Below are 25,618 nucleotides of genomic sequence, written 5' to 3'. Positions count from 1 at the left end.
GGCGACGCAATCTGCCCGTTCGACAAAGGTACGCGTCTCCGTGAAAACTCCGCTTCTCGGCCTCACCGCCCTCGGCCTGATCCTCTCCGGGTGCGCCGGCAAGGGCGAGATCGTGGAAGGCGGCATCACCGCCGTACGCTCGGCCTGCCCGACGGTGGGCGTCGCCGCCAACACCGGCGACCTGACGCTGTTCGATCCGGTCACCAGCCGTGATGCGGGCGCGATCGACGTCGTCGCGAACATGACCAACGTGCGCGGGACATGCAACGATGCCGGCGACCAGATCGTCAGCGCGGTGACGTTCGACGTGCTCGCCCGCCGCACCCGCACCGATGGGCCGCGCGACGTGACGCTGCCCTATTATATCGCGATTGTCCGGGGCGGCACCGCGGTGACGGCGAAGCGCAAGGGCCAGATCGCGATCCATTTCGACGCCGGCCAGGCCCGTGCGCAGGCGAGCGGCTCCGCCTCGGCGCAGATCGCGCGGGCGGCGGCGACGTTGCCCGACGACGTGCGCGAACAGCTGACCCGCAAGCGCAAGGCGGGCGACGAGGATGCCGCGACCGATCCGCTGTCGCGGCCCGAGGTGCGCAGCGCGGTGCTGCGCGCCAGCTTTGAAGCGCTGGTGGGGTTCCAGCTGACCGACGATCAGCTGAAGTACAACGTACAGCGGTAGTTTCGCGGCGTAAGCCAGGGCTCTGTTCGTCATCCCGGCGGCGGCGGGGATCCGGACACGCCAGCGGTTCGGCCCAAGCGGGGGCGGAAGGTGATGGATCTCCGCCTGCACGGGGATGACGACGCTTATGGGGTGGGTGTCTGGCCGGCTGGTGACGTCCGGGTATACGGCGCTGGGCGTTCGATGGCGTCCGTATCGCGTATCGCGGACACGCGACCCGCCCCTGACTCCCATTGGCGCGGGAGGGGAGGATCGGCGTCTTTCCCGATTGACTAAGCCATGCTGCACCGCCACAGCTTGGCATGTCGATGCCGGGCAACCGGCATGGGCGCACGCGGGAGAGAGCCTCTGCACAAAGAGGCCGCCGAAGGAGCAACCACCCCGGAATCTCTCAGGCACAACGGACCGCGCGCAGCCTCATCGACACTCTGGAAAGCGCCCCTTACAGGGGCCACCGAAGGGGTAAGCCCGGTGTCGCTCGACGCAGGGTCAAAGCTCTCAGGTTCCCGTGACAGAGGGGGTTCGCAAGATTGGGATGCAGCCGTGCCTGCGACCCGGTCGCGTGCCTTTTTTGGAGACGGTTGATGAGCGACACGCTGCCAGACACCCTGCCCGACCCGCTCGACGACCTGAACGAGGGCGACGAGCCTGCGATCCTGCAATTGCCGCTCGACGCCTGGCATCGCGCCCGCGGCGGCCGCATGGTGCCGTTCGCCGGTTACGAGATGCCCGTTCAATATGACGGCATCATGGCCGAACATCTGTGGACGCGCGAATCGGCCGGGTTGTTCGACGTCAGCCACATGGGGCAGGTCGGCTTCACCGGCGACGGGATCGACGCGGCGGGTGTCGCAAAGGCACTCGAAGCGGTGTTGCCTGGCGATATCGCCGGACTCGCTCCGACCAAAATTCGCTATTCGCTGCTGCTCAACGACGAGGGCGGCATCCTCGACGACCTGATGGCGACCCGGCTGCCGGAAGAGGGCGCGCATCCGTTCGGCGAGGCGAGCCACTATGTCGTGGTCAACGGCGCGACCAAATACGACGATCTGTCCTACCTGCTCGACGTGTTGCCCGACGACATCACGATGAACCTGATGGAGGATCAGGCGCTGCTCGCGGTGCAGGGGCCAAAGGCGGTCGCCGCGGTCGCTCGCCTGATCCCCGGTGTCGACGCTCTGGTGTTCATGACCGCGGGGGCGTTCGAATGGAACGGCCATCCGCTGTGGATCAGCCGTTCGGGCTATACCGGTGAGGACGGCGTCGAGATTTCGATTCCCGCCGAAGCCGCCGCCGATTTCGCAGATGCGATCTGCGCCGAACCCGAGGTGAAGCCGATCGGCCTCGGCGCGCGCGATTCGCTGCGCCTGGAAGCGGGCCTGCCGCTGTATGGCCACGACCTCGATCCCGAAACGACGCCGGTGATGGCCGACCTCGGCTTCGCCCTGTCGAAGCGTCGCCGCGAGGCGGCCGATTTCGCCGGTGCGCAGCGCATTCTCGCCGAGCGCGAGGATGGCCCGGCGGTGAAGCGCGTCGGCCTGTCGGTCGCCGGACGCCAGCCGGTGCGCGAGGGCGCGAGCGTCGTCGATGCGGATGGCGCGGTGATCGGCCGCGTCACCAGCGGCGGTTTCGCGCCCAGCGTCGGCGCGCCGATCGCCATGGCCTATGTCCCGGCCGCGCTCGCCGCCGCCGGCACGCCCGTGCGGCTGGTCCAGCGCGGCAAGATCCACGAGGCGGCGGTCGTCCCGATGCCGTTCGTTCCCCACCGCTACGTCCGTGCAGGAGGCAAGTGAGATGAGCCGTTACTTTACCGAAGATCATGAATGGGTCGACGTCGATGGCGACGTCGGCACGGTTGGCATTTCCGAATATGCGCAGAGCCAGCTCGGCGACATCGTGTTCGTCGACGTGCCGGAAGACGGCAAGCAGCTGGACAAGGGCGACGAGGCCGCGGTGGTCGAATCGGTCAAGGCGGCATCGGATGTCTATTCGCCGGTGTCGGGCAACGTGCTGGAGGGCAATTCGGCGCTGGGCGACGATCCGAGCCTCGTGAATTCGGATGCCGAGGGCGAGGGCTGGTTCTTCAAGATCACGCTCAGCGACGCCAGCGAGCTCGAAACGCTGATGGACGAGACGGCTTACGCGGCGTTCGTCTCGAAGCTGTAAGTCTTAGCAAAGCCCCTTTCCGTTTTCGGGGAGGGGCGGGGTGGGGCCTGCCCGCGGGCGGGATTTTCCCCACCCCCAGCCGCTCTCGCGATCGAGAGGGGTCTAGGGAGTAATCAATGCGCTACCTGCCGCTTACCCAGCCTGACCGCGACGCGATGCTCGACGTCATCGGTGCCGCGACGATCGACGACCTGTTCGTCGACGTGCCGGAATCCGCCCGCCTCGACGGCCCCGTCCGCGGGCTTCCGGATCACGCGTCCGAACTGGCGGTCGAGCGGCATATGACGGCGCTCGCTCGCAAGAACGTGGTCGCGGGCGAGGTGCCGTTCTTCCTGGGGGCGGGCGCGTACCGCCATCACGTGCCGGCCAGCGTCGATCACCTGATCCAGCGCGGCGAATTCCTGACCGCCTATACGCCGTACCAGCCGGAAATCGCGCAGGGTACGCTGCAGATGCTGTTCGAATTCCAGACGCAGGTCGCGCGGCTGCTCGGCACCGACGTGGCGAATGCATCGATGTACGACGGCTCCACCGCGTGCTGGGAGGCGATCGGCATGGCGCGGCGGATCACCCGGCGCGGCAAGGCGATCCTGTCGGGCGGGCTGCATCCGCATTACGTCAGCGTCGCGAAGACGATGGCGAAATACACCGGCGACGCGCTGGAAACGTCGATCCCGACGCTGGGCGCGCAGACCGATATCGATGCGCTGATCGGGAGAATCGACGGCGATACGTCGTGCGTCGTCGTGCAATATCCCGACATCCTCGGCCGGATCGCCGATCTGACGCCGCTCGCCGATGCGTGCCACGCAAACAAGGCGCTGCTGATCGCGGTCGTCACCGAACCGGTGGCGCTGGGTGCGATCCGGTCGCCGGGCGAGATGGATGCGGACATCGTCGTCGGCGAAGGCCAGTCGCTCGGCGTAGGCCTGCAGTTCGGCGGACCCTATGTCGGCCTGTTCGGCTGCAAGGACAAATATGTCCGCCAGATGCCGGGCCGGCTGTGCGGCGAGACGGTGGATGCCGATGGCAAGCGCGGCTTCGTCCTGACGCTGTCGACGCGCGAACAGCATATCCGCCGCGAGAAGGCGACGTCCAACATCTGCACCAATTCCGGCCTGTGCGCGCTGGCCTTCTCGGTCCACATGACGTTGCTGGGCGAGAAAGGGCTGCGGCAACTCGCCGCGATCAACCATGCCGGCGCGGCGGCGGCGGCGGAGCGGCTGGCGCGAGTGCCGGGCGTCGAACTGGTGACCGACACGTTCTTCAACGAATTCACGCTCCGGCTCCCGCAAGAGGCGCGCCCCGTCGTCCGTACGCTGGCGGATCGCGGCATCCTGGCGGGCGTGTCGCTCGGCCGGCTGTATCCGGACGAGGCGGGTCTGGCGAACGGACTGGTCGTCGCGGTCACCGAAACCACCACCGCGGAAGACGTCGAGACGTTTGCCGCCGCGCTTCAGGAGGTATTGGCATGAGCATCAACCAGAGCGGCTGGCGGCCCGAGATGACGGCGTCGTCGGGGACGGCTGCGCCGACCTTCACCGGCAACAAGGCGCTGATGCTGGACGAAGCGCTGATCTTCGAGATCGGCTCGACCGAGACGACCGGCGTCGACTTTGCCGACGCGGTCGAACTCGGCGCGTCGAACCGGCTCGGCGGCCTGTTCCGCGAGGCGGCGATCGGCCTGCCCGGCCTGGCGGAGCCGGAGGCGGTGCGCCATTACACCCGCCTCAGCCGCCAGAATTACGCGATCGACCTCGGCCTGTTCCCGCTCGGGTCGTGCACGATGAAGCACAATCCGCGGCTGAACGAGAAGATGGCGCGGCTGCCCGGCTTCAGCGACGTCCATCCGCTCGCGCCCGTCGACACCGTGCAGGGCGCGCTGGAGGTCATCCACCAGCTCAGCCACTGGCTGGTGACGCTGACCGGCATGACCAGCGTCGCGATGAGCCCGAAGGCGGGCGCGCATGGCGAGCTCTGCGGCATCCTGGCGATCAGGGCGGCGCTGGAAAAGCGCGGCGAAGGGACGCGCAAGGTCATCCTGGTCCCCGAATCGGCGCACGGCACCAACCCCGCCACCGCCGCCTTCGCCGGCTTCAAGGTAGAGGATATCCCCGCCACCGCCGACGGCCGCGTCGACACCGCGGCGCTGATCGCGCGGCTGGGGCCGGACGTCGCCGGCGTGATGATCACCAACCCCAACACCTGCGGCCTGTTCGAGCGCGATCTCAGGACGATCAGCGATGCGGTGCATGCCGCGGGCGGCTACGTCTATTGCGACGGCGCGAACTTCAACGCGATCGTCGGCCGGGTGCGTCCTGGCGACCTCGGCGTCGATGCGATGCACATCAACCTGCACAAGACCTTCTCCACCCCGCATGGCGGCGGCGGACCCGGGTCGGGGCCGGTGGTGTTCTCGGACGCGCTCACCCCGTTCGCGCCGCTGCCCTTCGTCGAGAAGCAGGGTGATCAGTTCGTGCTGGTCGAGGAAGAGACGGCGGGCGAGCATCATGCCGGCAGCTTCGGCCGGATGGTCGCGTTCCACGGCCAGATGGGCATGTTCACGCGCGCCCTCACCTATATCCTCAGCCACGGCGCCGATGGCCTGCGTCAGGTCGCCGAGGATGCGGTGCTCAACGCCAATTACGTGCTGCGCTCGCTCGCAGACACGCTCGATGCGCCGTTCGCGGGATCGGGACCGTGCATGCACGAGGCGATCTTCTCGGATGCGAACCTCGCCGACGGCTTCTCGACGCTGGACGTCGCCAAGGGGCTGATCGACGAGGGGTTCCACCCCATGACGGTCTATTTTCCGCTCGTCGTGCACGGCGCGATGCTCGTCGAGCCGACCGAGACCGAATCGAAGGCGGCGCTGGACCAGTTCATCGGTGCGCTGCGGTCCGTGGCGGAACGGGCGAAGGCAGGCGATGCGTCCCTCAAGTCGGCACCGCATTTCGCCCCGCGCAGCCGGCTGGACGAAACGCTCGCCGCCCGCAAGCCGGTGCTGGTGTGGAAGGACGCGCCGCTCGCCGAGGCGGCGGAATAAACGAACCGCCATGGCCTGCGGGAAGCTTCGGCATCCCGCGGGGCGGCTTTCCCTCGACCGCCCGTCCGGCTAGCCTTCTTGGCAAAAGGGGATCGGCAGATGCAGGTACAGCAAGCGGGCGGGTGGATCAGTTATGCGATCCCGCTGGTCGTCATCGCGGTGGTGATGGCGGTCCGGTGGAAGCGGATGAGCCGGGTGCGGCCGCTGAAGCTCGAACGCTTGTGGGTGCTGCCGGCATTCTATGCGGTGGTGATCGGCTTTACCTTCTCGCGCTTTCCGCCGCAGGGTTGGGGCTGGGCGTTCTGCCTCGCCGCTTTGGCCTTGGGTGGCGCGCTCGGCTGGCAGCGCGGCAAGATGATGCGCATCACGCTCGATCCCGAAACGCACACGCTGGGGCAGACCTCGTCGCCGGCCGCGCTGCTGTTCATCGTGCTGCTGATCGTGGCGCGATCGGGTGCCAGGGGGGCGATGAGCTATGCGGGGCCGGTCGGGCTCGATCCGATGGCGATCACCGACGTGCTGATGGCGCTGGCATTGGGCTTGTTCACCGCACAGCGGCTCGAGATGTACTTGCGCGGCAAGCGCATGCTCGCTGCTGCCTAGGCGATCTCGCCCGCGCCGGCCGCCAGCGTATCCTGTCGGCGACGCACGGTTTCGCGCCAGACGATGACCAGGCCGCTGGCGATGATGACCGGCGCGCCGATCCACGTCGCGGCGGCGGGCAGCGTGTCGAACAGCAGCCAGCCGAGCAAGGTCGCCCACAGCAGACTGGAATAATCCATCGGCACCACCACCGACACCGGGCCGAGGCGCAGCGAATTGGTCATCGCGATCTGCGCGCACCCGCCGAGCGTGCCGACCGCGGCCAGTGCGGCCCAACCCATCGGCCCATGCGCCTGTGCGATCGGTACGTAGACCACGGACAGCGGCACCAGCGACAAGAGCGAGAACCAGAACACCGTCGTCAATGCCGCCTCGGTCTTGCCGATCTGGCGCAGCAGGATGGTGACGCAGGCGGTGCCGAACGCCCCCGCCAGCGCAAAGCCCGCGCCGCGCAGGGGAAAGTGGTCGCCGCCCGGTTGCGCGACGATCAGCACGCCGACGAAGCCGACGATCACCGCGCCCCAGCGCCACCAGCCGGTCGGTTCGCGCAACACCGCCGCGCCCAGAATCGTGGCGAAGATCGGCACGGTGAAACCGATCGTCGTCGCCTCCGCCAGCGGCAGCGCGACGATGCCGTTGAAGGTCATCGCCATGGCGCTGAGGCCGACGATCGCGCGGACGACATGCGCGGGAAGGCGCCGCGTCGCGACGGACGGCAGGCCGGGACCGCCCAGGATCACCGCGGACACCAGCAGCGCCGCACCGAACTGTCGAAAGAACAGGATCTCGACGACGCTGGCGCCGGCCTGTTCGGCAAGTTTGATCGCGGCGTTCATCAGAGCGAAGAACACCACCGACAGCAGGCGCAACGCGATGGCCGGTAGGATGCGGTCGGTCATCACGGGAGCGGTGGGTATCGGGGCAGGGGCGATCGGGCAGGGAGTCACGGCCCGGCCTTAGCGCGATCGGGCGAAGGGGGTGACGAATATTCGCGACACGGATAAAGCGCCAGGATGAAGCATGCACTCTCCGTCACGCGCGAAGCCGATTTCGCCGCCTGGTATCAGTCCGTCATCGCCGAGGCCGACCTCGCCGAGGAATCCGGCGTGCGCGGCTGCATGGTCATCCGGCCATGGGGCTATGGCATCTGGGAGCGTATCCAGCGTCTGCTCGACGACCGGATCAAGGCGACGGGGCATGAAAATTGCTATTTCCCGCTGTTCATCCCGCTGTCCTATTTCGAAAAGGAGGCGGAGCACGTCGAAGGGTTCGCCAAGGAGATGGCGGTCGTCACGCACCACCGGCTGGTGAGCGACGGCAAGGGCGGGCTGATGCCCGATCCCGCCGCGAAGCTGGAGGAGCCGCTGGTCGTGCGCCCGACGTCGGAAACCGTGATCGGCACCGCGTTCGCGCGCTGGGTCCAGTCGTGGCGCGACCTGCCGGTGCTCATCAACCAATGGGCCAACGTGGTGCGGTGGGAGATGCGGACGCGGATGTTCCTGCGGACCAGCGAATTCCTGTGGCAGGAGGGGCATACCGCCCACGCCACCGCCGACGAGGCGCGCGAGGAAACGCTGAAGATGCTCGAGGTGTACCGCTCGTTCGCCGAGGATTGCCTGGCGCTGCCGGTGGTCGCGGGCGAAAAGCCGGAGAACGAGCGCTTCCCCGGCGCGGTCGCGACGTACAGCATCGAGGCGATGATGCAGGACGGCAAGGCGCTGCAGGCCGGGACCAGCCATTTCCTCGGTACCAATTTCGCGCGGGCGCAGAACATCAAATTCCAGAATGCCGGCGGCGAACTGGAACTGGCCAATACCACCAGCTGGGGCGTCAGCACGCGGATGGTCGGCGGCGTCATCATGGTGCATGGTGACGACGACGGCCTGCGCGTGCCGCCGCGCATCGCGCCGTGGCAGATCGTGATCGTGCCGATGCTGCGCGACACGCCCGAGGACGAGGCGCTGGTCGCCTACGCGAAAACCATTCAGTCGAACCTCGCCGGCCTGTCCGCGCTGGGCGAGCCGGTGCGTGCGCTGCTCGACCTCAAGCCCGCCAAGGCGGCGACCAAGCGCTGGGGCTGGGTGAAGAAGGGCGCGCCGATCATCGTCGAGATCGGCGGCCGCGACATGGCGGGCGGCAACGTGTCGGTGATCCGCCGCGACCGGCTGTACCGCGAGGACGGCAAGCTCGACTCGCAGGTCATACCACGCGGCGATTTCGAGGCGGATGCGCCGGAATTGCTGCACGCGATCCAGACCGCTTTGCACGCGCAGGCGCGCGAGCGGCTGACGGCGAACATCGTGCCCGCCGCGGATTGGGTCGCGGTCGAGGCGCATTTCGCCGAGGGCGTGAAGAACCCCGGCTGGGTCGAGGTATCGTGGTCGAAGCCGACGGGCGCCGCGCTCGATGCGGTGGTCGAACGGTTGAAGGCGCTCAAACTGACGATCCGCAATGCGCCGTCGGATGCCGGTGCCGCGGAGGGCGCGTGCGTATTCACCGGCGACGCGTCGGTGGAGCGGGTACTGCTGGCGCGAGCCTATTGACGGGGGCTGGATGTCGCCCGTCGAGGGAAGGGGCGGCGGGAGCGGCCGGTAGGACGTCGTAGGTCTCCTGTCACGTCATCCAAGGCGCGCCCCTCCCGCATCCTCAAAGGCGGCGCAGCGCCCCCCCTCACGTCATACAGGGCGTCGTAGCGTCGCCCTCTCACGTCGCCTAAAGCGTCGCAGCGTCACCCCACCCACGTCACCGAAGGCCTCCTTGCCTCCCCCCCCCACACACGTCATCCCCGCGAAGGCGGGGATCCATACACGCTATCGTCGCGGCTCAAGCCATACCTGCGCGTCTGGATCCCCGCCTCCGCGGGGATGACGGCTGTGGTCGGGATGCCGGTTGTAATTGAAAGTCCAGTTATGCTTTGCGATGCCGGTTATGGCGGGATGCAGGTTGTGCCTGTCCTGCCCGTCCACCGCGCGCCAACGCCATCCCGCCGTCAAACGCCATCCCCCCAGCCATCGTCATCCCGGCGAACGCCGGGACCCATGGCCACGGCGTCGTCGGCCGTCGCGCGAAACCGCCAGCCCCTGCAACCAGGTCCCGCCACCCGCCGCGATGGCAGAGCAACGCATCGCGCACGTCAGCGCAACCCACGACGCCCCCTTTACGATCCGCACCGCCAGACGGTCAGTCGCGCGCATCCTCATACCGCCGCCCGACATGCGCCTCGCCGCGCGTTTGCGCCAGCAATGCCTGCCGGTGCCGCTCGGCATAGCGGGCGCGATCCTCGTCGCCGCGCGATGTCGCGCAGCGGGGGCAGCGCACGCCCTCCTCGTACAACGGTGAGTTGCGGTCCGCCGGCGACACCGGCATCCGGCACGCCCGGCACAGGCCGTGCGTTCCCTGTGCAAGGCCGTGGCCCACGGCGACCCGTTCGTCGAAGACGAAGCATTCGCCGGCCCATGTGCTGTCCTCGGCCGGCACCTCCTCCAGATATTTGAGGATGCCGCCTTTGAGGTGGAAGACGTCCGCCACCCCTTCGGCCTTCAGGAACGCCGTCGCCTTTTCGCAGCGGATGCCGCCGGTGCAGAACATCGCGACCTGCGCCTTGCCCGACAGCAGATCGTCGCGATGGTCGCGAAACCACGCCGGAAATTCGCGGAATGTCCGGGTTTCGGGATCGACCGCACCCGCAAACGTGCCGATCGCGACCTCGTAATCGTTGCGGGTATCGATCAGTACCGTCCGCGGATCGGCGATCAGTGCGTTCCAGTCCTGCGGTTCGACGTAGTGGCCGGCGTCGAGCGGATCGATCGCCGGTTCGCCCATCGTCACGATCTCGGCCTTCACCCGCACCTTGGTCCGGTGGAACGGCATCGCGTCGGCCTGCGAGTCCTTGACGTCCAGCGTCGCGCAGCCCGGCAGCCCGCGGATATGGCTCAGCACCGCCTCCACCCCGGCGTGCGGCCCCGCGATCGTGCCGTTGATCCCCTCGCGCGCCAGCAGCAACGTGCCGCGCACGCCAGCCGCCTCGCACGCCTGCAACAGCGGTTCGCGAAGGCCGGCGGGGTCGTCGAACGGGGTGAAGCGGTACAGCGCACTAACGCGGGTCATCGCGCGGCCATAGCCGCAGCCACGCGTCCACGCAAAGTTCGCACATGACGCATGGCCGCGCAGTCCCTATCTCTGCCGCGTGTCAAAAAAACCAAGAACCGGCCTGCCGACGCAGGCGCAGATCCTCGACTTCATCGAACACTCCGATGTCCCTGCCGGCAAGCGCGAGATCGCCAAGGCGTTCGGTCTGACCGCGCAGGAAAAGATCGGGCTGAAGGCGTTGCTGAAGGACATGGCGGACGAGGGGCTGATCGACTCCGCGCCCGGCCGCGCCTTTCACAAGATGGGCGGCCTGCCCAGGGTGACGGTGCTGCGCATCGCCGATGTCGACGATGGCGGCAACGTCTGGGCGGTGCCTGAGCGGTGGGAAGCCGAGACGCCGCCGCCGCGCCTGCGGGTGCGCGAGCGCAAGCGCGGTGCGCTGGGTATCGGCGAACGCATCCTGGCGCGCACCGAAGAGGCCGGCGCCGGCTGGGTCGCGCATCCCATGAAGGTGCTCGCCAAGGCGTCCGAACAGGTGCTGGGTGTGCTGCGCCGCGATGGCGACCGCTTCTGGCTGACCGGGGTCGAGAAGAAGGACCGGCGCGAATTCCCGGTGTCGGACATCGGCGACGCCGAAGCGGGCGATCTGGTGATGACCGAGATGACCGGACGGCCGCCGCGTATCTCCGTGCGGGTGGTGCAGCGGCTGGGCGATCCGTTCGCGCCGCGCAGCTTTTCGCTGATCGCTATTCACAAGCTCGGTATCCGCGACGTCTTCAGCGGCGAGGCGCTGGACGAGGCGGAGCGGGTGTCGCGCCTGCCCCTTGGCGACGATCGCGAGGATCTGACGCATCTGCCCATCGTCGCGATCGATCCCGTCGATGCGCGCGATCATGACGATGCCGTTTGGGCGGCGCCTGACGACGATCCGGGTAACGCGGGGGGTGGCAGGCGGTGGTCGCGATCGCCGATGTCAGCTTCTACGTCCGTCCGGGTTCGGAGATCGACCGCGAGGCGCGGCGTCGCGGCAATTCGGTGTATTTCCCGGATCGCGTCGTGCCGATGCTGCCGGAGGTGCTGTCGGCGGAGGTCTGTTCGCTGAAGGAGGGCGAGGATCGCGCGGCGCTGGCTTGCCATTTGCGCATCGGCAAGTCGGGCAAGCTGGAAAGCTGGCGTTTTTCGCGCGCGCGGGTGCGGATCGCGGCGAACCTCGCATATGAGGATGCGCAGGCGATGATCGATGCCGATGCGGGCCCGATGATCGCGGTGCTGAGGCCGCTCTGGGACTGCTGGCGCGCGCTCGCCAGCGCGCGCGACGCGCGCGAACCGCTCGACCTCGACCTCCCCGAACGGCGCGTGGTGCTCGACGAGATGGGCCGGATCATGTCGATCGCGCCGCGCGAACGGCTGGATGCTCACCGCTTGATCGAGGATTACATGATCGCCGCCAACGTCGCCGCGGCAAAGGCGCTGGAGGGAAAGAAGGCGCCGGTGATGTACCGCGTGCACGAACCGCCGAGCCGCGAAAAGCTGGTGGCGCTGAAGGATTACCTGGAAACCTTCGATGTGCCGTTCGCACTCGGGCAGGTGATCCGCCCGGCAACCTTCAACCATGTCCTGACCCGCGTCGGCGATGCCGAGTTTCGGCCGCAGGTGATGGAGCAGGTGCTGCGCACGCAGACGCAGGCCTATTACGCGCCGGCCAATCAGGGGCATTTCGGTTTGTCGCTGGGGTCATATGCGCATTTCACCTCACCGATCCGACGGTACGCCGACCTCGTCGTCCACCGTTCGCTGGTGGCGGCCTACACGCTGGGGCCGGGCGAACTGACGAAGGCGGATGCCGAGGCCATGGAACAGATCGGCACGACGATCAGTGGCCTTGAGCGCCGCGCGATGGAGGCGGAGCGCGATACGATCGATCGCTACGTTGCGGCATTCCTGTCGGAGAAGGTTGGGGAAACCGTCTCGGCGCGGATCACCGGCGTGCAGAATTACGGCTTCTTCGCCACGGTCGAGGGGATCGGCGGCGACGGGTTGATGCCGGTTCGGGATCTCGGCGGTGAATATTTCCGGTTCGACGAAGCGGCGCGCAAACTGATCGGCGAACAGACCGGCGAGGAATATACGCTCGGCCAACGGATCGACCTGCGGTTGGCAGAGGCGAATCCGGTGTCGGGAGCGCTCCGGTTCGAACTGCCGGAGGGCAAAGGCGCGGCGCCAGGGCCACGGCATGTCGGGTCCGGACGGAAGGATCGCGTCATCAAGCATCGCGGTCGGCCGCACAACATCCGTCATCAGGGCAAAAGGCGTTGAGCCGATTGGTTCGCGAACACGCGCGCGGTACGGTCCGCGACCGCTATCTGGTGAAGGGCAGCATCGCGCCACGTTTCGTCGAAGCGCGGGCGGTGACGGCGGACGATGCGATCCCCTTCGCACCGGCCGATGCACGCGAGGCGAGGGCGTTCGCATCGATGATCGCCGATGGATCGATCCGGATGCCGGCCAAGGGGCGGTTTTATTTCGATATGGACGCCTATGAAGCCGCGGCCGCAGCACGGCGCGCAAAGAGCGTGCCGGTAATGCTGATCGTGGCGTTGTTGGTGGCTGTGGTCGCCGTGTTGTTCTACCGGATATGACCATATCCTGTGCATGGCGGCGGATCTGGCGTGGTGGAATGCCGATCAGGCCGCACGGCCGCTGAAGTTCGTCAGCCGGCCGTGAAGGTCAGCCCGGCCTTGTCCTGCAACCGGTCGCGCAATCCTGTTCCCAGCAGCGCGCCCGGCGTCCAAATGCCACCGGCGCCCTCCGTCTCGAGCAGGCAGCGCGCCGTTTCGGCGATCATCTTGCTGGTCGATCCGTAGCCCGGGTCCCGATCGCCGGTCACGACCGCGTCGAATCGCGCGCCATCCGGCATCAGCCCGACGAACAGCAGGTCATAATGCCCGCTGTCCCGCTCTTCCTTGCTGGGACCCTCGCCAGGTTTCGGCCCCTTGTCGCTCGCCAGCGGATTGAGCTTGGCGATCGCTTCCGCCGCGGCCTTGCCCATCTCGCCGAGGCCCGCGACCATCATTTCGTCATAGACGAAATCCTTGCCGTATCGATGGTCGAGCAGGAAGTTGGTGCGATGCACGTTCTTGGTGTTGATGGCCGCCATGATGAACGGCGCCACCCACGTGTTCAACGTCGCGTCGAATTCCGGGATCAGCCCCGTGGGCTGGTGTGGACCGCTGAACCCTGGCGTCAGCGCGAACGGGCTGGCAAGCAAACCGAGAATCGACGGATCGCGCGCCGCGGCGGCCAGCGTCGCCTTCAGGCTGGCCGCGGTGCCGCCTGAAAAGCCCCCCTTCATCGCACGCACGCGGCCCTTTACGCGCGGAGCAGGGTGTCCGTATTTGGCGCGGGCGCATTCCTGCAAGGTCAGCACGCCGAGATCGAACGGGATCGAATCGAAACCGCAGGAGAAGACGATGCGCGCGCCGCTCGCCTGTGCGGCGGTGTGGTGCGCGTCGATCATGTGTCGCATCCACGCCGGCTCACCGCACAGGTCGACATAGGCGGTGCCGGCCGCGACGCAGGCGGCGATCAACGGCTCGCCGTACAGTTGATAGGGACCCACGGTGGTGACGACGACCTGCGTCGAAGCCGCCATCGCATTCAGGCTGGCGGGATCGTCGGCATCGGCCACGATGAGCGGCGTATCGGCCGGCGCGCCGATCAGGTCGCGGACCTCCTCCAGCTTGGCGCGGCTGCGGCCAGCCATCGCCCAACGGGCGACGCCTTGCTGGGTCAGATATTCGGCGACGAGGCGCCCGGTGAAGCCGGTCGCGCCATAGACGACGATGTCGAAGTCGCGCATTGCTCTCTCCCTTGCTTTACGCGAACGTCATGCGCCTTGCGGCAAGGGGGATCAAGGGGCGCATACCTGGGTGAGCCTAGGCTGCCTCGCTGAATTGCAGGCTCGCCAGCCGCGCATACAGGCCGCGATGGTCGATCAGGCTGGCGTGCGTGCCTTCCTCGACGATCCGGCCCTGGTCCATCACGATGATCCGCCCGGCCGCACGCACGGTCGCCAGCCGATGGGCGATGACCAGCGTCGTGCGGTTCTGCATCAGCCGTTCCAGCGCCTGCTGCACCAGTCGTTCGCTCTCCGCATCCAGCGCGCTGGTCGCCTCGTCCAGCAACAGGATCGGCGCATCGCGCAGCAGCGCCCGCGCGATCGTCACCCGCTGGCGTTGACCGCCGGACAGCCGTGCGCCGCCTTCGCCCAGATTGGTGTCCAGTCCGTCGGGCAGCGCGCGCAGGAAGTCGGCAGCGTTGGCGGCCTCTGCCGCCGCCCACAATTCCTCGTCGCTCGCCTGCCAATGACCATAGCGGAGATTGTCGCGGGCGGAGGCGCCGAAGATTACCGTATCTTGGGGAACCATCGCGATCTGCGCGCGCACCGCAGCGGGATCCGCCTCACGCAGGTCGACGCCGTCGAGCAGCACGCGGCCATCGGCAGGATCGTAAAAGCGTTCGGCAAGCTGGAACAGCGTCGACTTGCCCGCCCCGGATGGCCCGACCACCGCCACGGTCTCGCCGGTGCGTACCGCCAGCGAGAAGCCGTCGAGCGCCGCTACCTCTGGTCGGGTCGGATAGTGGAAGCGGACGTGGTCGAACGTCAATGCGCCGCTCACCGGCACCGGCAACGGGATAGGCGCGGCGGGGCGCGTGATCTCGGGCTGTTCGGCGAGCAGTTCGGCAAGGCGGCTGGCGGCACCGGCCCCGCGCAGCAGATCGCCGTAGACCTCGGTCAACGCGCCGAACGCCCCCGCCACGATACCACCGGTCAACACGAATGCGGCAATCGCGCCGCCGGTGATCCGGCCGGCGGCGACGTCGGTCGCACCCTCCCACAACACCAGCGTGATCGATCCGAATATCAGGAAGATCATGATTGCGGTCATGAACGCCCGCAGGGCGATGCGCGTCTTGGCAGCGGCGAACGTGGCATCGACGGCGGCGTGGAAGCGCTGGGCTTCGCGGGGTTCCTGGCCGAACGCCTGCACGATCTTCATCGCACCCAGCGTCTCTGTAATGAGGGATCCGACGTCGGCGACCCGATCCTGAGAGGTGCGCGACAGGTTGCGGATGCGACGACCGAGGATGGTGACCGGCAGGATGATGAGCGGAATGCCGAGCAGCAGCATACCGGCCAGTTTCGGCGACAGCGCGAACAGATAGATCATGCCGCCGACGCCGGTGAACGTGTTGCGCAGCGCGATGCTGACGGTGCTGCCGACGACACTCTCGATCAGCGCGGTATCCGAAGTCAGGCGCGATGCGATCTCGGATGGGCGGTTCTCTTCGAAGAACCGCGGGGTCAGGCCGAGCAGGTGTCCCTGCACCTTCGTACGGATGTCGGCGACGACACGTTCGCCGAGCCATGAGACGAAATAGAAACGGATCGCGGTCGCGACCGCGAGCACGGCGACGATCATCAGCAGATAATGGAACGACGACGCCACCGTGTCGCCACCGCCCGGCGCAAAACCGCGGTCGATGACCCGCTTGAAACCGTACGGGATACCGATCGTCGCGGCCGATGTGGTCGCGAGCGCGGCGAGCGCGATGGCGAGGTGCCGCGGGTAGGCGAGCACACGCTCCACCACGAGGCGAAGGTCGCCGAGGCGACGATTGCTGGGAACGGGAGGTTTGGCCATCGCCGTGTGCCTAGCAGTCGGGGGAGGGCGGCTCAACGGCCGGCGACGTCGCCATGTGGGTCCGGTCGGACGTCTCGGGCGTTCAGTCCGATTGGACCCGAACGTGTTTTGCGTTACGACCCTTGCAACCTGTCTTATGTAAAGATGCCAATCATGCTCTACGACGCTTACGAAATGCAGCGTTCCATGCTCGCCGGCGCGAGCGCGATGGCCACGTTCGGGGCCGACTGGATGCGCAATCCCGCCAATCCCTGGTCCTATGTCGGCGGAGGCCAGCTGGTCAGTTCCGCGCTGGAGGTGTTCGCGCACGCATCTGCGACGCGCGGCAAGCCGGCCTTCGGTCTCACCCATACGACGATCGACGGGCGAGAGGTGGCGGTGACCGAGGAAATCGTTCTCCAGAAGCCGTTCGGCCAATTGAAGCGTTTCCGCCGCGAGGGCATCGAGGGCAGTCCCAAGCTGTTGATCGTCGCGCCGATGTCCGGGCATTTCGCCACGCTGCTGCGTGGCACCGTCGAACGGATGCTGCCGAGCGCCGAGGTGTACATCACCGACTGGCGCGATGCGAAGCTGGTGCCGCTGAGCGATGGTCGCTTCGACCTGGACGATTATATCGATTATCTCATCGAGTTCATGGAGGCGATCGGGCCGGGTGCGCACATGCTGGCGGTGTGCCAACCGTCGGTACCCTGCTATGCGGCGACCGCGCTGATGAGCGCCGACCAGAATCCCTGCCGGCCGCGCACGCTGACGATGATGGGCGGGCCGGTCGATACGCGCGAGGCGCCGACCGCGGTGAACACGCTGGCGACAGAGCGGCCGCATGCATGGTTCGAGCAGAACGTCGTCGTGACGGTACCGATGATGTATCCGGGCGCCGGACGAAAGGTTTATCCCGGGTTCCTGCAACTCGCCGGTTTCATGTCGATGAACCTCGGCAACCACATGGTTTCGCACTGGGAAATGTTCAAACATCTGGTTCAGGGAGACGGCGAAAGCGCCGATGCCACCAAGGGATTCTACGAGGAATATCGCTCGGTCTGCGACATGACCGCGGAATTCTATTTGCAGACCGTGGATCTGGTGTTCCAGACGCATGCCTTGCCCAAGGGCGAGATGATGCATCGCGGCCGGCGTGTCGATCCGGGTGCCATCACCGATGTCGCCGTGCTGGCGATCGAGGGGGAGCGCGATGATATTTCGGGGCTGGGGCAAACCAGGGCGGCGTTGACGCTGGCCACCAACCTCCCCACGGACAAAAAGCGGTACCTAATGGCGGAGGGTGCCGGTCACTACGGCATCTTCAACGGGTCGAAATGGCGCAATCATGTTGCGCCGGTGGTCGAGGAATGGATGGCGGCGAACGCCTGACGCAAAAAGAGCGGCCCCTTACGGAGTCGCTCTTGGGTGATGACCGAAGGGGAGACATCGACCTCCCCTCCTCCGTATCATGCGACGGAGTCGACCACCGCGTGGCTGCTTGATTCGTCACCACGGATCGTGCCGCCGAACAGCATCTTCACGCGTCCCGAGATCGAAATGTCGGTTTCCCACAGTTCCGCGCTGTCGATGTCGAAGCGCAACAGCGTGACATTGGGGTCATCCTTGCCGTTCGGGAACCAGGCGTCGACCTGGTTATTCCAGAGTTTGTCGATCTGGCCGCGGTCGTTGTCCTGGCTTACGGTGCCGGCGAGGCAGGCGAAGAAATCATGCCCCTTGCCGACGAATTGCGCCATCGCATCGCCACCGCCGGCGATCCTGTTGTCCTTGCCGGCGAAGAAGAACAGCGTGTTCGGCTGATCGTCATCGATCTGCGCGGTCATCGGCTCGGCGTGCTCGCCATCGACCAAACCGATCATCACGAACGGGCTGTCCTTCAGCTTCTCAAGGAATTTGGCGGCAATTTCCTGTGGGCTGTCGTGGTCGGCCATGGATCGTCTCCTGTGCTGGGGTCGGCGGGAGAACGAGCGCGATGAGGGTTGGTTGCGCGGTGGCGCCGTATCGGCGCTGACGGACGCGACTGGAGTATTGCCGGCGCATATTGAGGCGCGCCAATGACGGTGTGATCGACATGTGTGGCTTCTTCGGCGTCATCACCGGCCTCGCGGCCCAAACTGTACCCGCGATCGATGGATACAGTCGTCAAGCACACAGGAAGGACTTGGGTAGCACCCCTGGCATCAAACGATCTGGGTCCTGACCGTGGCAGCGGTCAGGACCCAGACGAGTACGATACCGATAACCGATCCGGCTCTATGCGGTTCGGAGCAACGAATTGACTTACAGCACTTCGAACAGGCCGGCCGCGCCCATTCCGCCGCCGACGCACATAGTCACCACGACATACTTCGCCCCGCGACGCTTGCCCTCGATCAGCGCGTGACCGGTCATGCGCGCGCCCGACATGCCGTAGGGGTGGCCGATCGAGATGGCGCCGCCGTTGACGTTGAGCAGGTCGTCCGGGATGCCGAGCGTGTCGCGGCAATACAGGACCTGTACCGCAAAGGCCTCGTTCAGCTCCCACAGGCCGATATCGCTCATCTTCAGGCCGTTCTTCTCGAGCAATTTGGGAATCGCGAAAACCGGCCCGATGCCCATCTCGTCGGGCTTGGTGCCCGCCACCGCCATGCCGACGTAGCGGCCGAGCGGGGTCAGGCCGCGCGCCGAAGCGACGCTTTCCTCCATCAGCACCGATGCCGAGGCGCCGTCCGACAGCTGGCTGGCGTTGCCCGCGGTGATGACCCCATCCGGGCCGACCACCGGCTGGAGAGCCTGCAGTCCTTCCAACGTGGTGTCGGCACGATTGCCCTCGTCCTTCGACAGGGTGATATCCTTGGTGCTGACTTCCTTGGTTGCCTTGTCGACGACGTTCATGGTCGCCGGCATCGCCACGATCTCGTCATCGAATTTGCCTGCGGCCTGTGCCGCGGCGGTGCGCTGCTGGGACTGCAAGCCGTAAGCGTCCTGCACCTCGCGGCTGATGCCGTAGCGCTTGGCGACGGTCTCGGCAGTCTGGAGCATCGGCATGTAGATGTCGCCGTGCATGGCGATCAGCTGCTGATCGGCGGCGACCCGCATCTGCGGGGTCTGCACCATGCTGATGCTCTCCACGCCGCCACCGATCGCGATGTCCATGCCGTCGACGATGATCTGCTTGGCCGCAGTGGCGATCGCCATCAGGCCGCTGGCACACTGGCGATCCAGCGACATGCCCGACACACTGATCGGCAGGCCGCCGCGCAACGCCGCCTGGCGCGCGATGTTGCCGGCCTGATGCCCCTGCTGAAGCGCCGCGCCGAACACCACGTCCTCGACCTCTGCACCGTCGATTCCGGCGCGCTTGACCGCATGCTCGATGGCATGGCCGGCGAGTGCCTGCGGCGTCGTGTTGTTGAAGGCCCCGCGATAGGCGCGACCGATGGGGGTACGGGCGGTGGAGACGATGACGGCGGAACGCATGACGGTTTCTCTCGACTGATGGAGGGATGGTTAGACGAAGATCTGGCTGATCCATTCGGCGACCAGCGCCGGCTTTTCGGATCCTTCGATCTCGACGGTGAAGGCATTGGTCTGCTGGAACTGGCCGGGACGTTTTTCATCGAAGGACAACAACGTGAATCGACCGCGGACGCGGCTGCCCGAGCGCACGGGCGTGAGGAACCGCACGGTGTTGCCGCCGTAATTGACCCCCATCCTCGCGCCTTCCAGCCGCGGCATGTCGGGAACCTTGGACGACAACAAAGGCATCAGTGACAGCGTCAGAAAGCCGTGCGCGATCGTACCGCCGAACGGGGTGGCGGCGGCGGCGATCGGATCGACGTGGATGAACTGGTGATCGCCGGTCGCCTCGGCGAATTTGTCGATCATGTCCTGCGTCACCTCGACCCAGTCGGAGACGCTTTCGGTCCCGATCCTGGCCTTCATCTCGTCGACGCTGATCGTCGTCACGGGATTCCCCTTCGCTGCGGTTTGGCGCTAGACGCGGCCTATCCTCTAGGCGTGTGAGGGTGTCCCTCGCAAGTCTCGACCGACCGAAAGCTTTAACATGTCCTCTGCCGTAACGTCCGCTGCCCGTAAATCCATGGCGCAACTGTACCGCGCCAGCGAACCCGATGTTCTAAAATCCTTGCTCGGCCGGGCGTCCACGTCGCCTGATTCGCGTCAGCGGATCATGGGACATGCGTCGGGTCTGCTGGCGGATCTGCGGGCCGCGCAGAATCGCGGATGGGTGAACCAGTTCCTGCAGGAATATCGGCTGAATTCATCGGAGGGCGTCGCGCTGCTGAGCCTTGCCGAGGCGTTCCTGCGCGTGCCCGACCCTGAAACGGCGGATCTCCTGATCGCCGACAAGCTGGGCGATGCTGATTGGCGCGCGCATGCCGGGCGGTCCAATAGCAAACTGGTCAACAGCGCCACCTGGGGCCTGGTGGTCGGGCGCGTATTGGTCGGCGAGGGCCCCTCGGGGCCGCTGCGTCGCCTCATCAGCCGTGCCGGCGAGCCGTTCGTCCGGCAGGCGGTGGGTGCGGCGATGAAGATGATGGGTGAAATCTTCGTCATGGGCCGCACCATCGACGAGGCGATGCGTCGGATGAAGCGCGGGGAGAACAAGGGCTTCACCGCCAGCTTTGACATGTTGGGCGAGGCGGCGCGGACGTTCGACGATGCCGGGCGGTATTTCCAGGCGTATGTCGGCGCGATCGATGCGGTGGGCAGTGACCCGGCGGCGGGCCATTCGGTTTCGGTGAAGCTGTCGGCGCTCCATCCCCGCTATGAGGTCGCGCGGTGGAATGAGTGCGTGCCGGCGCTGACGGAGATGCTGGAGGCGCTGGCGGTGCAGGCGGCGGCGAAGAACATCGCGCTGACGGTCGATGCGGAGGAATCCGAGCGGCTGGAGATGAGCCTCGACATCATCGGCACGGTCGCGGCGCTGCCGAGCCTCAAGGGCTGGGACGGGTTCGGGATGGCTGTGCAGGCCTATGGCAAGCGTGCGCGGCCGGTGGTGGCATGGGCGAACGGGCTGGACCGCGTGATGAACGTGCGGCTGGTCAAGGGCGCCTATTGGGACAGCGAGATCAAGCGGACGCAGGTCGAGGGGCTGGCCGACTATCCGTTGTTCACGCGCAAGGCGGCGACCGACGTATCGTACCTGGCGGTGGCCAAGGACATGCTGGCGGCGGAAAACATCCGGCCGGCGTTCGCGAGCCATAATGCGCTTACGGTCGCGACGATCCTGGAATGGGCCGGCAATTCCCGCGATTTCGAATTCCAGCGGCTGCATGGCATGGGCGACGGACTGTACGAGCGGCTGGTGCGCGAGAACGGCTATCATTGCCGCATCTATGCGCCGGTCGGTGGCCACCGCGATCTGCTCGCCTATCTGGTGCGCCGGTTGCTGGAGAATGGCGCGAATTCCAGTTTCGTCCATCAGCTCGCCGATGCGAGGCTCAGTGAAGATGATATCCTGGCCGACCCGGTCGCGAAGGTCACCCTGGTCGGCGGTACGCGCCACCCGAGCATCCCGTTGCCCAAGGACCTGTTCGCGCCCGGGCATCGCAATTCGAGCGGTCTCGACCTGAGCGACGTCGCGACGCTGAAGGCGGCGGTGGCTGCCGTCAAACAGCCTGTTCGCGTCGGGTCTGGGACGGCGTCGCCCATTCAGAACGCCGCGTCGGGAGGGGAGGGGCTCGTACAGGCCGCCGTCGCTCGCGCGCATGGGGCGTTCCCCGCATGGTCCGCGACGCCGGTCGACGATCGCGCCGCGTGTCTCGAACGGCTCGCCGACTTGCTGGAGGAAAACCGCGACCGGCTGATGGCGATTTGCGTGCAGGAGGCGTTCAAGACGATTCCGGATGCGATCGGCGAAGTGCGCGAGGCGGCGGATTTCTGCCGCTATTACGCCGGGGAGGCACGCGCGCGGTTGCAGCCTGTCGAACTGCCCGGGCCGACCGGCGAGCGCAACATGCTCCATATCGAGGGACGCGGTGTCTGGGCGACGATCGCGCCGTGGAACTTTCCGTTGGCGATTTTCCTCGGTCAGACGGTCGCGGCGCTGGTCGCGGGCAACACGGTGGTCGCCAAGCCGGCGCCGCAGACGCCCGAGATCGCACGGTTCGCGGTCGAACTGGCGCACCGTGCGGGTGTGCCGGCGGATGCGCTGGTGCTGGTGACCGGCGGGCCGGATATCGGCGCCGCGCTGACCGCGGACGTGCGGGTCATGGGCGTGGCCTTCACCGGATCGACTGCCACCGCCAAGCGCATCGCGCGGACACTGGTGGAGAACGACGATCGGCCGATCGTACCGCTGATCGCAGAGACCGGCGGCATCAACGCGATGATCGTCGACAGCACCGCGCTGCCCGAACAGGTGGTGGCGGACGTCCTGACTTCATCGTTCCGCTCGGCCGGTCAACGCTGTTCGGCGCTGCGGCTGTTGCTGGTGCAGGAGGATGTCGCCGACACGGTGATCCACATGCTGCAGGGTGCGATGGACACGCTGCGGCTGGGCGATCCCGCCGATCCCGCGACCGATGTCGGCCCGGTGATCGACCGCGCGTCGTACGACAAGCTGATGGCATATCGGGCGCAGGTCACGGATCGCACGGTGAAGACGCTCGAGGCGCCGGCGGAGGGACTGTTCGTGCCGCCCACCCTGGTGCGGCTGGACCGGATCGAGGATCTCGACCAGGAATGGTTCGGCCCGATATTGCATGTCGCGACGTGGGAAGCGGGGAAAATCGGCGAGACGATCGCGCGGGTCAACGCCAAGGGCTATGGCCTGACGATGGGCTTGCACAGCCGTATCGCGCGTGCGGCGGAGGTGGCCGAGGCGGCGGCCGCGGTCGGCAACCTCTACATCAACCGTTCGATGATCGGCGCAGTCGTGGGGAGCCAACCATTCGGGGGCGAGGGTCTGTCGGGCACCGGGCCGAAGGCGGGTGGCCCGCACTATCTGTACCGTTTCTGCGCGGAGCGGGCGGTTTCGATCGATACGACATCCGCCGGCGGCAACGCGACGTTGCTTTCGCTGGATGAAGGCGGGATCTGAAAGCCGCGATCGCGTCGTCGGTTCAGGCCGGCGACGCGGTATCCCGCGTCGGTACCGCATATGGCATCACCAGTGATCCGTCAGGCGCAGCGGTAAACGTCGTCTGCGTCGGGTAGGGGATGGTGATGCCTTCGGCCGCGAAGCGCGTCATGATCGCAACCATCACGCGGTCGCGCATCGGATGGGCGGTCGCCCAATCGTCCCCCGGAATGTCGAACTGCAAGGCGAAGTCGAGGCTGGAGGTGCCGAAGCTCTCGAACCCGCTTCGCGCGACCTTGCCGCCTTCGGCTTCGACGATCTCCTTCAGCATTGCCGGGATCGCAGCGAGCGTCTCCGGCGGCGTTTCATAGGCGGCGCCGATCACAAAGCCGATGCGGATGTGGTCACGAACGCTGGTGTTCTGGATTTCCTTGTCGAGCAACTGCTTGTTGCTGATGACGCGCAGTTCGCCGGTGAACGCCCGGATACGGGTGCTTTTCAGGCCGATCGATTCGATGACGCCGCTGGTGGTGCCGTAACTGATCTTGTCGCCACGCCGGAACGGACGGTCGAAGATGATCGCGAGCGCGGCGAAGAGGTCTCCGAAGATACCCTGCGCCGCCAGGCCGATGGCGATGCCGCCGACGCCGAGGCCGGCGATCAGGCCGGTGACGTTGACGCCCAGATTGTCCAGGACGACGACGAGCGCGACGGCGAACAGCGCGACGGTGACGAGCAGGCGGATGAGGCCCATCGCCGATAACAATGCCTCGCCGCTATAATGTTCGCTGCTGGTGCGATGTTCGATCGCGCCGAGGATCAGTTCGCGCGCCCAGATCGCGGCCTGGAACACGGAGGCAACGGTCCAGAGGAAATTGACGGTGGTCGCAAGCTGGCTGGGGGCGCCCGCATAGCCGACGACCAGTTTGGCGGCGAGCATGACGATGAAGAAATTGTTGGTGCGGGTGATCGCCCGTCCGACGATCGTCCCCCAGCCACGACGGGCAAGTTCCCCGGTGCCCAGCGGCTTGCCGCACAGGCGCTCGCCCAGCTTGCGCAGGCCGTGGAGCGCAACGACGATGACCGCACCGATCGCGAAGGCGATGAGAATCTGCAGCCAATGGGTATGCAGCCAGACCTCGCTCGCGACGTAAAGGTCGCCGACCTGGTCCTGAACATTGTCCGCGTTGAAGATCGGCGCCTTTGCGGCGGTCGTATTGCTGGTGGCCATGGATAACCTTTTCAGGCGGCCGCTTTGAGGTCTGGCAGGCGCGCGGGCGTTCCGGCTTCCAGGAACGCGATGAGGCCGCGTTCTTCGCGGCTGAGATAACGGGCGGAGCGGGGCAGGCGTAACGCTTTGCGAAAACTACTCTGTCCCTGTTTCACAAGCGCGATGAGCGCGGGATGAACGTAGCTCTTGCGGGCGGTCGCAGGCGTGTTGCCCAGCCGCGCAACCACGGGTTCCAGCAGTGCCTTCAGGCTGAGGTCGGCCTCGGCCTTGGCCAACGCCTCGAACGCAGTGACGCTCGCACCCCATGTGCGGAAATGCTTGGCGGTGAAATCGGCGCCGGTCGCGCGTTTCATGTAATCGTTGACGTCCGACGACGTGACGGGTCGCGCCTCGCCATCGGCATCCACCCAGGCGAACAGATGCTGTTCGTCGAGATCCTGCATCTTGCGGACCGTCGCGGCGAGGCGTTTGTCGGTGACCTTCATGTCCCGCTCCTTGCCCGACTTGCCTTTATAGCGCAGCTTGAGCGTATCGCCGCGAACCCTGCCGTGTTCCTTGCGCAGGGTGGTGGCGCCATAACTCGCATTGGCCTCGGCATAGGCCTCGTTGCCGACGCGGATGTGACCGATGTCGAGCAGACGGACGATCGCGGCGATGGCACGATCCTTGTGAAGGCCGCGGCTGGCCAGATCCTCCTCGACACGCTTGCGGATTTTGGGAAGGCAATGGCCGAAATCGGCGCATTTTTCGTATTTCGCCGCCTCCTGCGCCTCGCGAAAGTCGGTGTGATAGCGGTATTGTTTGCGACCCTTCTCGTCCCAGCCGATCGCCTGGATATGACCGTTGGGCTTCGGGCAATACCATGCATCCCGATAGGCGGGCGGCAAGCCGACGGCGTTCAGGCGATCGATCTCGTCGCGATCCGTGATCCGGTCACCGTTAGCGGCATAATAGGCCCAGCCATTGCGTACCTTCTTGCGGGTGATGCCCGGTTTGGAATCGTCGCAATAGGTGATCCGCGTTGCCACTCGGCGCTTCCTTTCAGCAGGTTGTCGGAAATGCGCGAGTGTGGCGGTGT

The 25,618-nt window shown here is 66.5% G+C and carries 19 protein-coding genes, 1 pseudogene and 2 riboswitches; of the genes and pseudogenes, 11 read left to right on the top strand and 9 right to left on the bottom strand.

Going from position 1 to position 25,618, the window contains the following annotated elements; genetic code table 11:
- Window positions 1-40: 40 nt before the first annotated feature.
- From GTH33_RS16445 to GTH33_RS16420, 6 genes are all read left to right on the top strand, one after another.
- Complete coding sequence (locus GTH33_RS16445) at window positions 41-676, top strand: hypothetical protein (RefSeq protein ID WP_249054930.1); 636 nt, start codon at window positions 41-43, stop codon at window positions 674-676.
- A 325-nt stretch (window positions 677-1,001) separates the two neighbouring features.
- Window positions 1,002-1,094, top strand: a riboswitch (glycine riboswitch).
- A riboswitch (glycine riboswitch) is annotated at window positions 1,095-1,201 on the top strand. It abuts the riboswitch before it with no gap.
- A gap of 59 nt (window positions 1,202-1,260) precedes the next feature.
- Window positions 1,261-2,469: a glycine cleavage system aminomethyltransferase GcvT gene (gcvT, locus tag GTH33_RS16440; protein WP_163959325.1), complete on the top strand. Its 1,209-nt coding sequence runs from the start codon at window positions 1,261-1,263 to the stop codon at window positions 2,467-2,469.
- A 1-nt stretch (window position 2,470) separates the two neighbouring features.
- Entirely contained in the window at window positions 2,471-2,842 is a 372-nt protein-coding gene (gcvH, locus tag GTH33_RS16435; protein WP_163959324.1) for a glycine cleavage system protein GcvH, read from the top strand.
- A gap of 116 nt (window positions 2,843-2,958) precedes the next feature.
- Window positions 2,959-4,317 (top strand): aminomethyl-transferring glycine dehydrogenase subunit GcvPA, encoded by a 1,359-nt coding sequence (gene gcvPA / locus GTH33_RS16430; RefSeq protein ID WP_163959323.1) that lies wholly within the window; start codon window positions 2,959-2,961, stop codon window positions 4,315-4,317.
- Window positions 4,314-5,888 carry an aminomethyl-transferring glycine dehydrogenase subunit GcvPB gene (gcvPB, locus tag GTH33_RS16425; RefSeq protein ID WP_163959322.1) on the top strand — a complete coding sequence of 525 codons (1,575 nt, stop codon included), beginning with the start codon at window positions 4,314-4,316 and terminating at the stop codon, window positions 5,886-5,888. The genes gcvPA and gcvPB overlap by 4 nt, the downstream gene beginning before the upstream one ends.
- A gap of 99 nt (window positions 5,889-5,987) precedes the next feature.
- Complete coding sequence (locus GTH33_RS16420) at window positions 5,988-6,491, top strand: CcdC protein domain-containing protein (protein WP_163959321.1); 504 nt, start codon at window positions 5,988-5,990, stop codon at window positions 6,489-6,491.
- Here GTH33_RS16420 and GTH33_RS16415 read toward each other — a convergent pair.
- The gene (locus GTH33_RS16415; RefSeq protein WP_163959320.1) at window positions 6,488-7,390 is read right to left on the bottom strand and encodes a DMT family transporter; all 903 of its coding nucleotides are present in this window, start codon (window positions 7,388-7,390) and stop codon (window positions 6,488-6,490) included. The genes GTH33_RS16420 and GTH33_RS16415 overlap by 4 nt on opposite strands.
- Before the next feature lie 114 nt (window positions 7,391-7,504).
- Between GTH33_RS16415 and proS the strand changes: the two genes are divergently transcribed.
- On the top strand, window positions 7,505-9,034 hold the full coding sequence (gene proS, locus GTH33_RS16410) for a proline--tRNA ligase (protein WP_163959319.1): 1,530 nt from the start codon (window positions 7,505-7,507) through the stop codon (window positions 9,032-9,034).
- A 637-nt stretch (window positions 9,035-9,671) separates the two neighbouring features.
- Here proS and trhO read toward each other — a convergent pair.
- Window positions 9,672-10,598 carry an oxygen-dependent tRNA uridine(34) hydroxylase TrhO gene (gene trhO / locus GTH33_RS16405; RefSeq protein WP_163959318.1) on the bottom strand — a complete coding sequence of 309 codons (927 nt, stop codon included), beginning with the start codon at window positions 10,596-10,598 and terminating at the stop codon, window positions 9,672-9,674.
- 79 nt (window positions 10,599-10,677) lie between these two features.
- On the opposite strand from trhO, the pseudogene GTH33_RS16400 reads away from it, so the two are divergent.
- A pseudogene (locus GTH33_RS16400) lies at window positions 10,678-12,896 on the top strand (ribonuclease R family protein).
- A complete protein-coding gene (locus GTH33_RS16395; RefSeq protein ID WP_163959317.1) occupies window positions 12,893-13,219 on the top strand; it encodes a hypothetical protein in 327 nt (108 codons plus the stop codon). Before GTH33_RS16400 ends, GTH33_RS16395 begins: the two are co-directional and overlap by 4 nt.
- Window positions 13,220-13,290: 71 nt before the next feature.
- Here the strand turns inward: GTH33_RS16395 and GTH33_RS16390 are convergent, their stop codons facing one another.
- On the bottom strand, window positions 13,291-14,439 hold the full coding sequence (locus tag GTH33_RS16390; protein ID WP_163959316.1) for a saccharopine dehydrogenase family protein: 1,149 nt from the start codon (window positions 14,437-14,439) through the stop codon (window positions 13,291-13,293).
- 76 nt (window positions 14,440-14,515) lie between these two features.
- Entirely contained in the window at window positions 14,516-16,285 is a 1,770-nt protein-coding gene (locus GTH33_RS16385) for an ABC transporter transmembrane domain-containing protein (protein ID WP_163959315.1), read from the bottom strand.
- A 153-nt stretch (window positions 16,286-16,438) separates the two neighbouring features.
- Here GTH33_RS16385 and GTH33_RS16380 point away from each other — a divergent pair, with 153 nt between their 5' ends.
- Window positions 16,439-17,656: a polyhydroxyalkanoate depolymerase gene (locus GTH33_RS16380; RefSeq protein WP_163959314.1), complete on the top strand. Its 1,218-nt coding sequence runs from the start codon at window positions 16,439-16,441 to the stop codon at window positions 17,654-17,656.
- A gap of 77 nt (window positions 17,657-17,733) precedes the next feature.
- Here GTH33_RS16380 and GTH33_RS16375 read toward each other — a convergent pair whose 3' ends face one another.
- The 3 genes from GTH33_RS16375 to GTH33_RS16365 form a co-directional block, all read right to left on the bottom strand.
- Entirely contained in the window at window positions 17,734-18,216 is a 483-nt protein-coding gene (locus GTH33_RS16375) for a pyridoxamine 5'-phosphate oxidase family protein (RefSeq protein WP_163959313.1), read from the bottom strand.
- A gap of 349 nt (window positions 18,217-18,565) precedes the next feature.
- The gene (locus GTH33_RS16370; protein ID WP_163959312.1) at window positions 18,566-19,744 is read right to left on the bottom strand and encodes an acetyl-CoA C-acyltransferase; all 1,179 of its coding nucleotides are present in this window, start codon (window positions 19,742-19,744) and stop codon (window positions 18,566-18,568) included.
- A 30-nt stretch (window positions 19,745-19,774) separates the two neighbouring features.
- Entirely contained in the window at window positions 19,775-20,209 is a 435-nt protein-coding gene (locus GTH33_RS16365; RefSeq protein WP_166753090.1) for a MaoC family dehydratase, read from the bottom strand.
- A gap of 157 nt (window positions 20,210-20,366) precedes the next feature.
- Here GTH33_RS16365 and putA point away from each other — a divergent pair, with 157 nt between their 5' ends.
- Window positions 20,367-23,330, top strand: a complete 2,964-nt coding sequence (gene putA / locus GTH33_RS16360; protein ID WP_243848139.1) for a bifunctional proline dehydrogenase/L-glutamate gamma-semialdehyde dehydrogenase PutA — start codon at window positions 20,367-20,369, stop codon at window positions 23,328-23,330.
- A gap of 22 nt (window positions 23,331-23,352) precedes the next feature.
- On the opposite strand, the gene GTH33_RS16355 is transcribed toward putA, so the two are convergent.
- Window positions 23,353-24,540, bottom strand: a complete 1,188-nt coding sequence (locus GTH33_RS16355) for a mechanosensitive ion channel family protein (protein WP_163959309.1) — start codon at window positions 24,538-24,540, stop codon at window positions 23,353-23,355.
- An 11-nt stretch (window positions 24,541-24,551) separates the two neighbouring features.
- Entirely contained in the window at window positions 24,552-25,568 is a 1,017-nt protein-coding gene (locus tag GTH33_RS16350; RefSeq protein WP_163959308.1) for a DNA topoisomerase IB, read from the bottom strand.
- Between the last annotated feature and the right edge of the window lie 50 nt (window positions 25,569-25,618).

It is taken from the genome of Sphingomonas insulae (genome assembly GCF_010450875.1).
GTDB lineage: Bacteria > Pseudomonadota > Alphaproteobacteria > Sphingomonadales > Sphingomonadaceae > Sphingomonas > Sphingomonas insulae.
The sequence above is the reverse complement of the archived record's forward strand: the minus strand, read 5'-3'. Positions and strand labels throughout refer to the sequence as shown.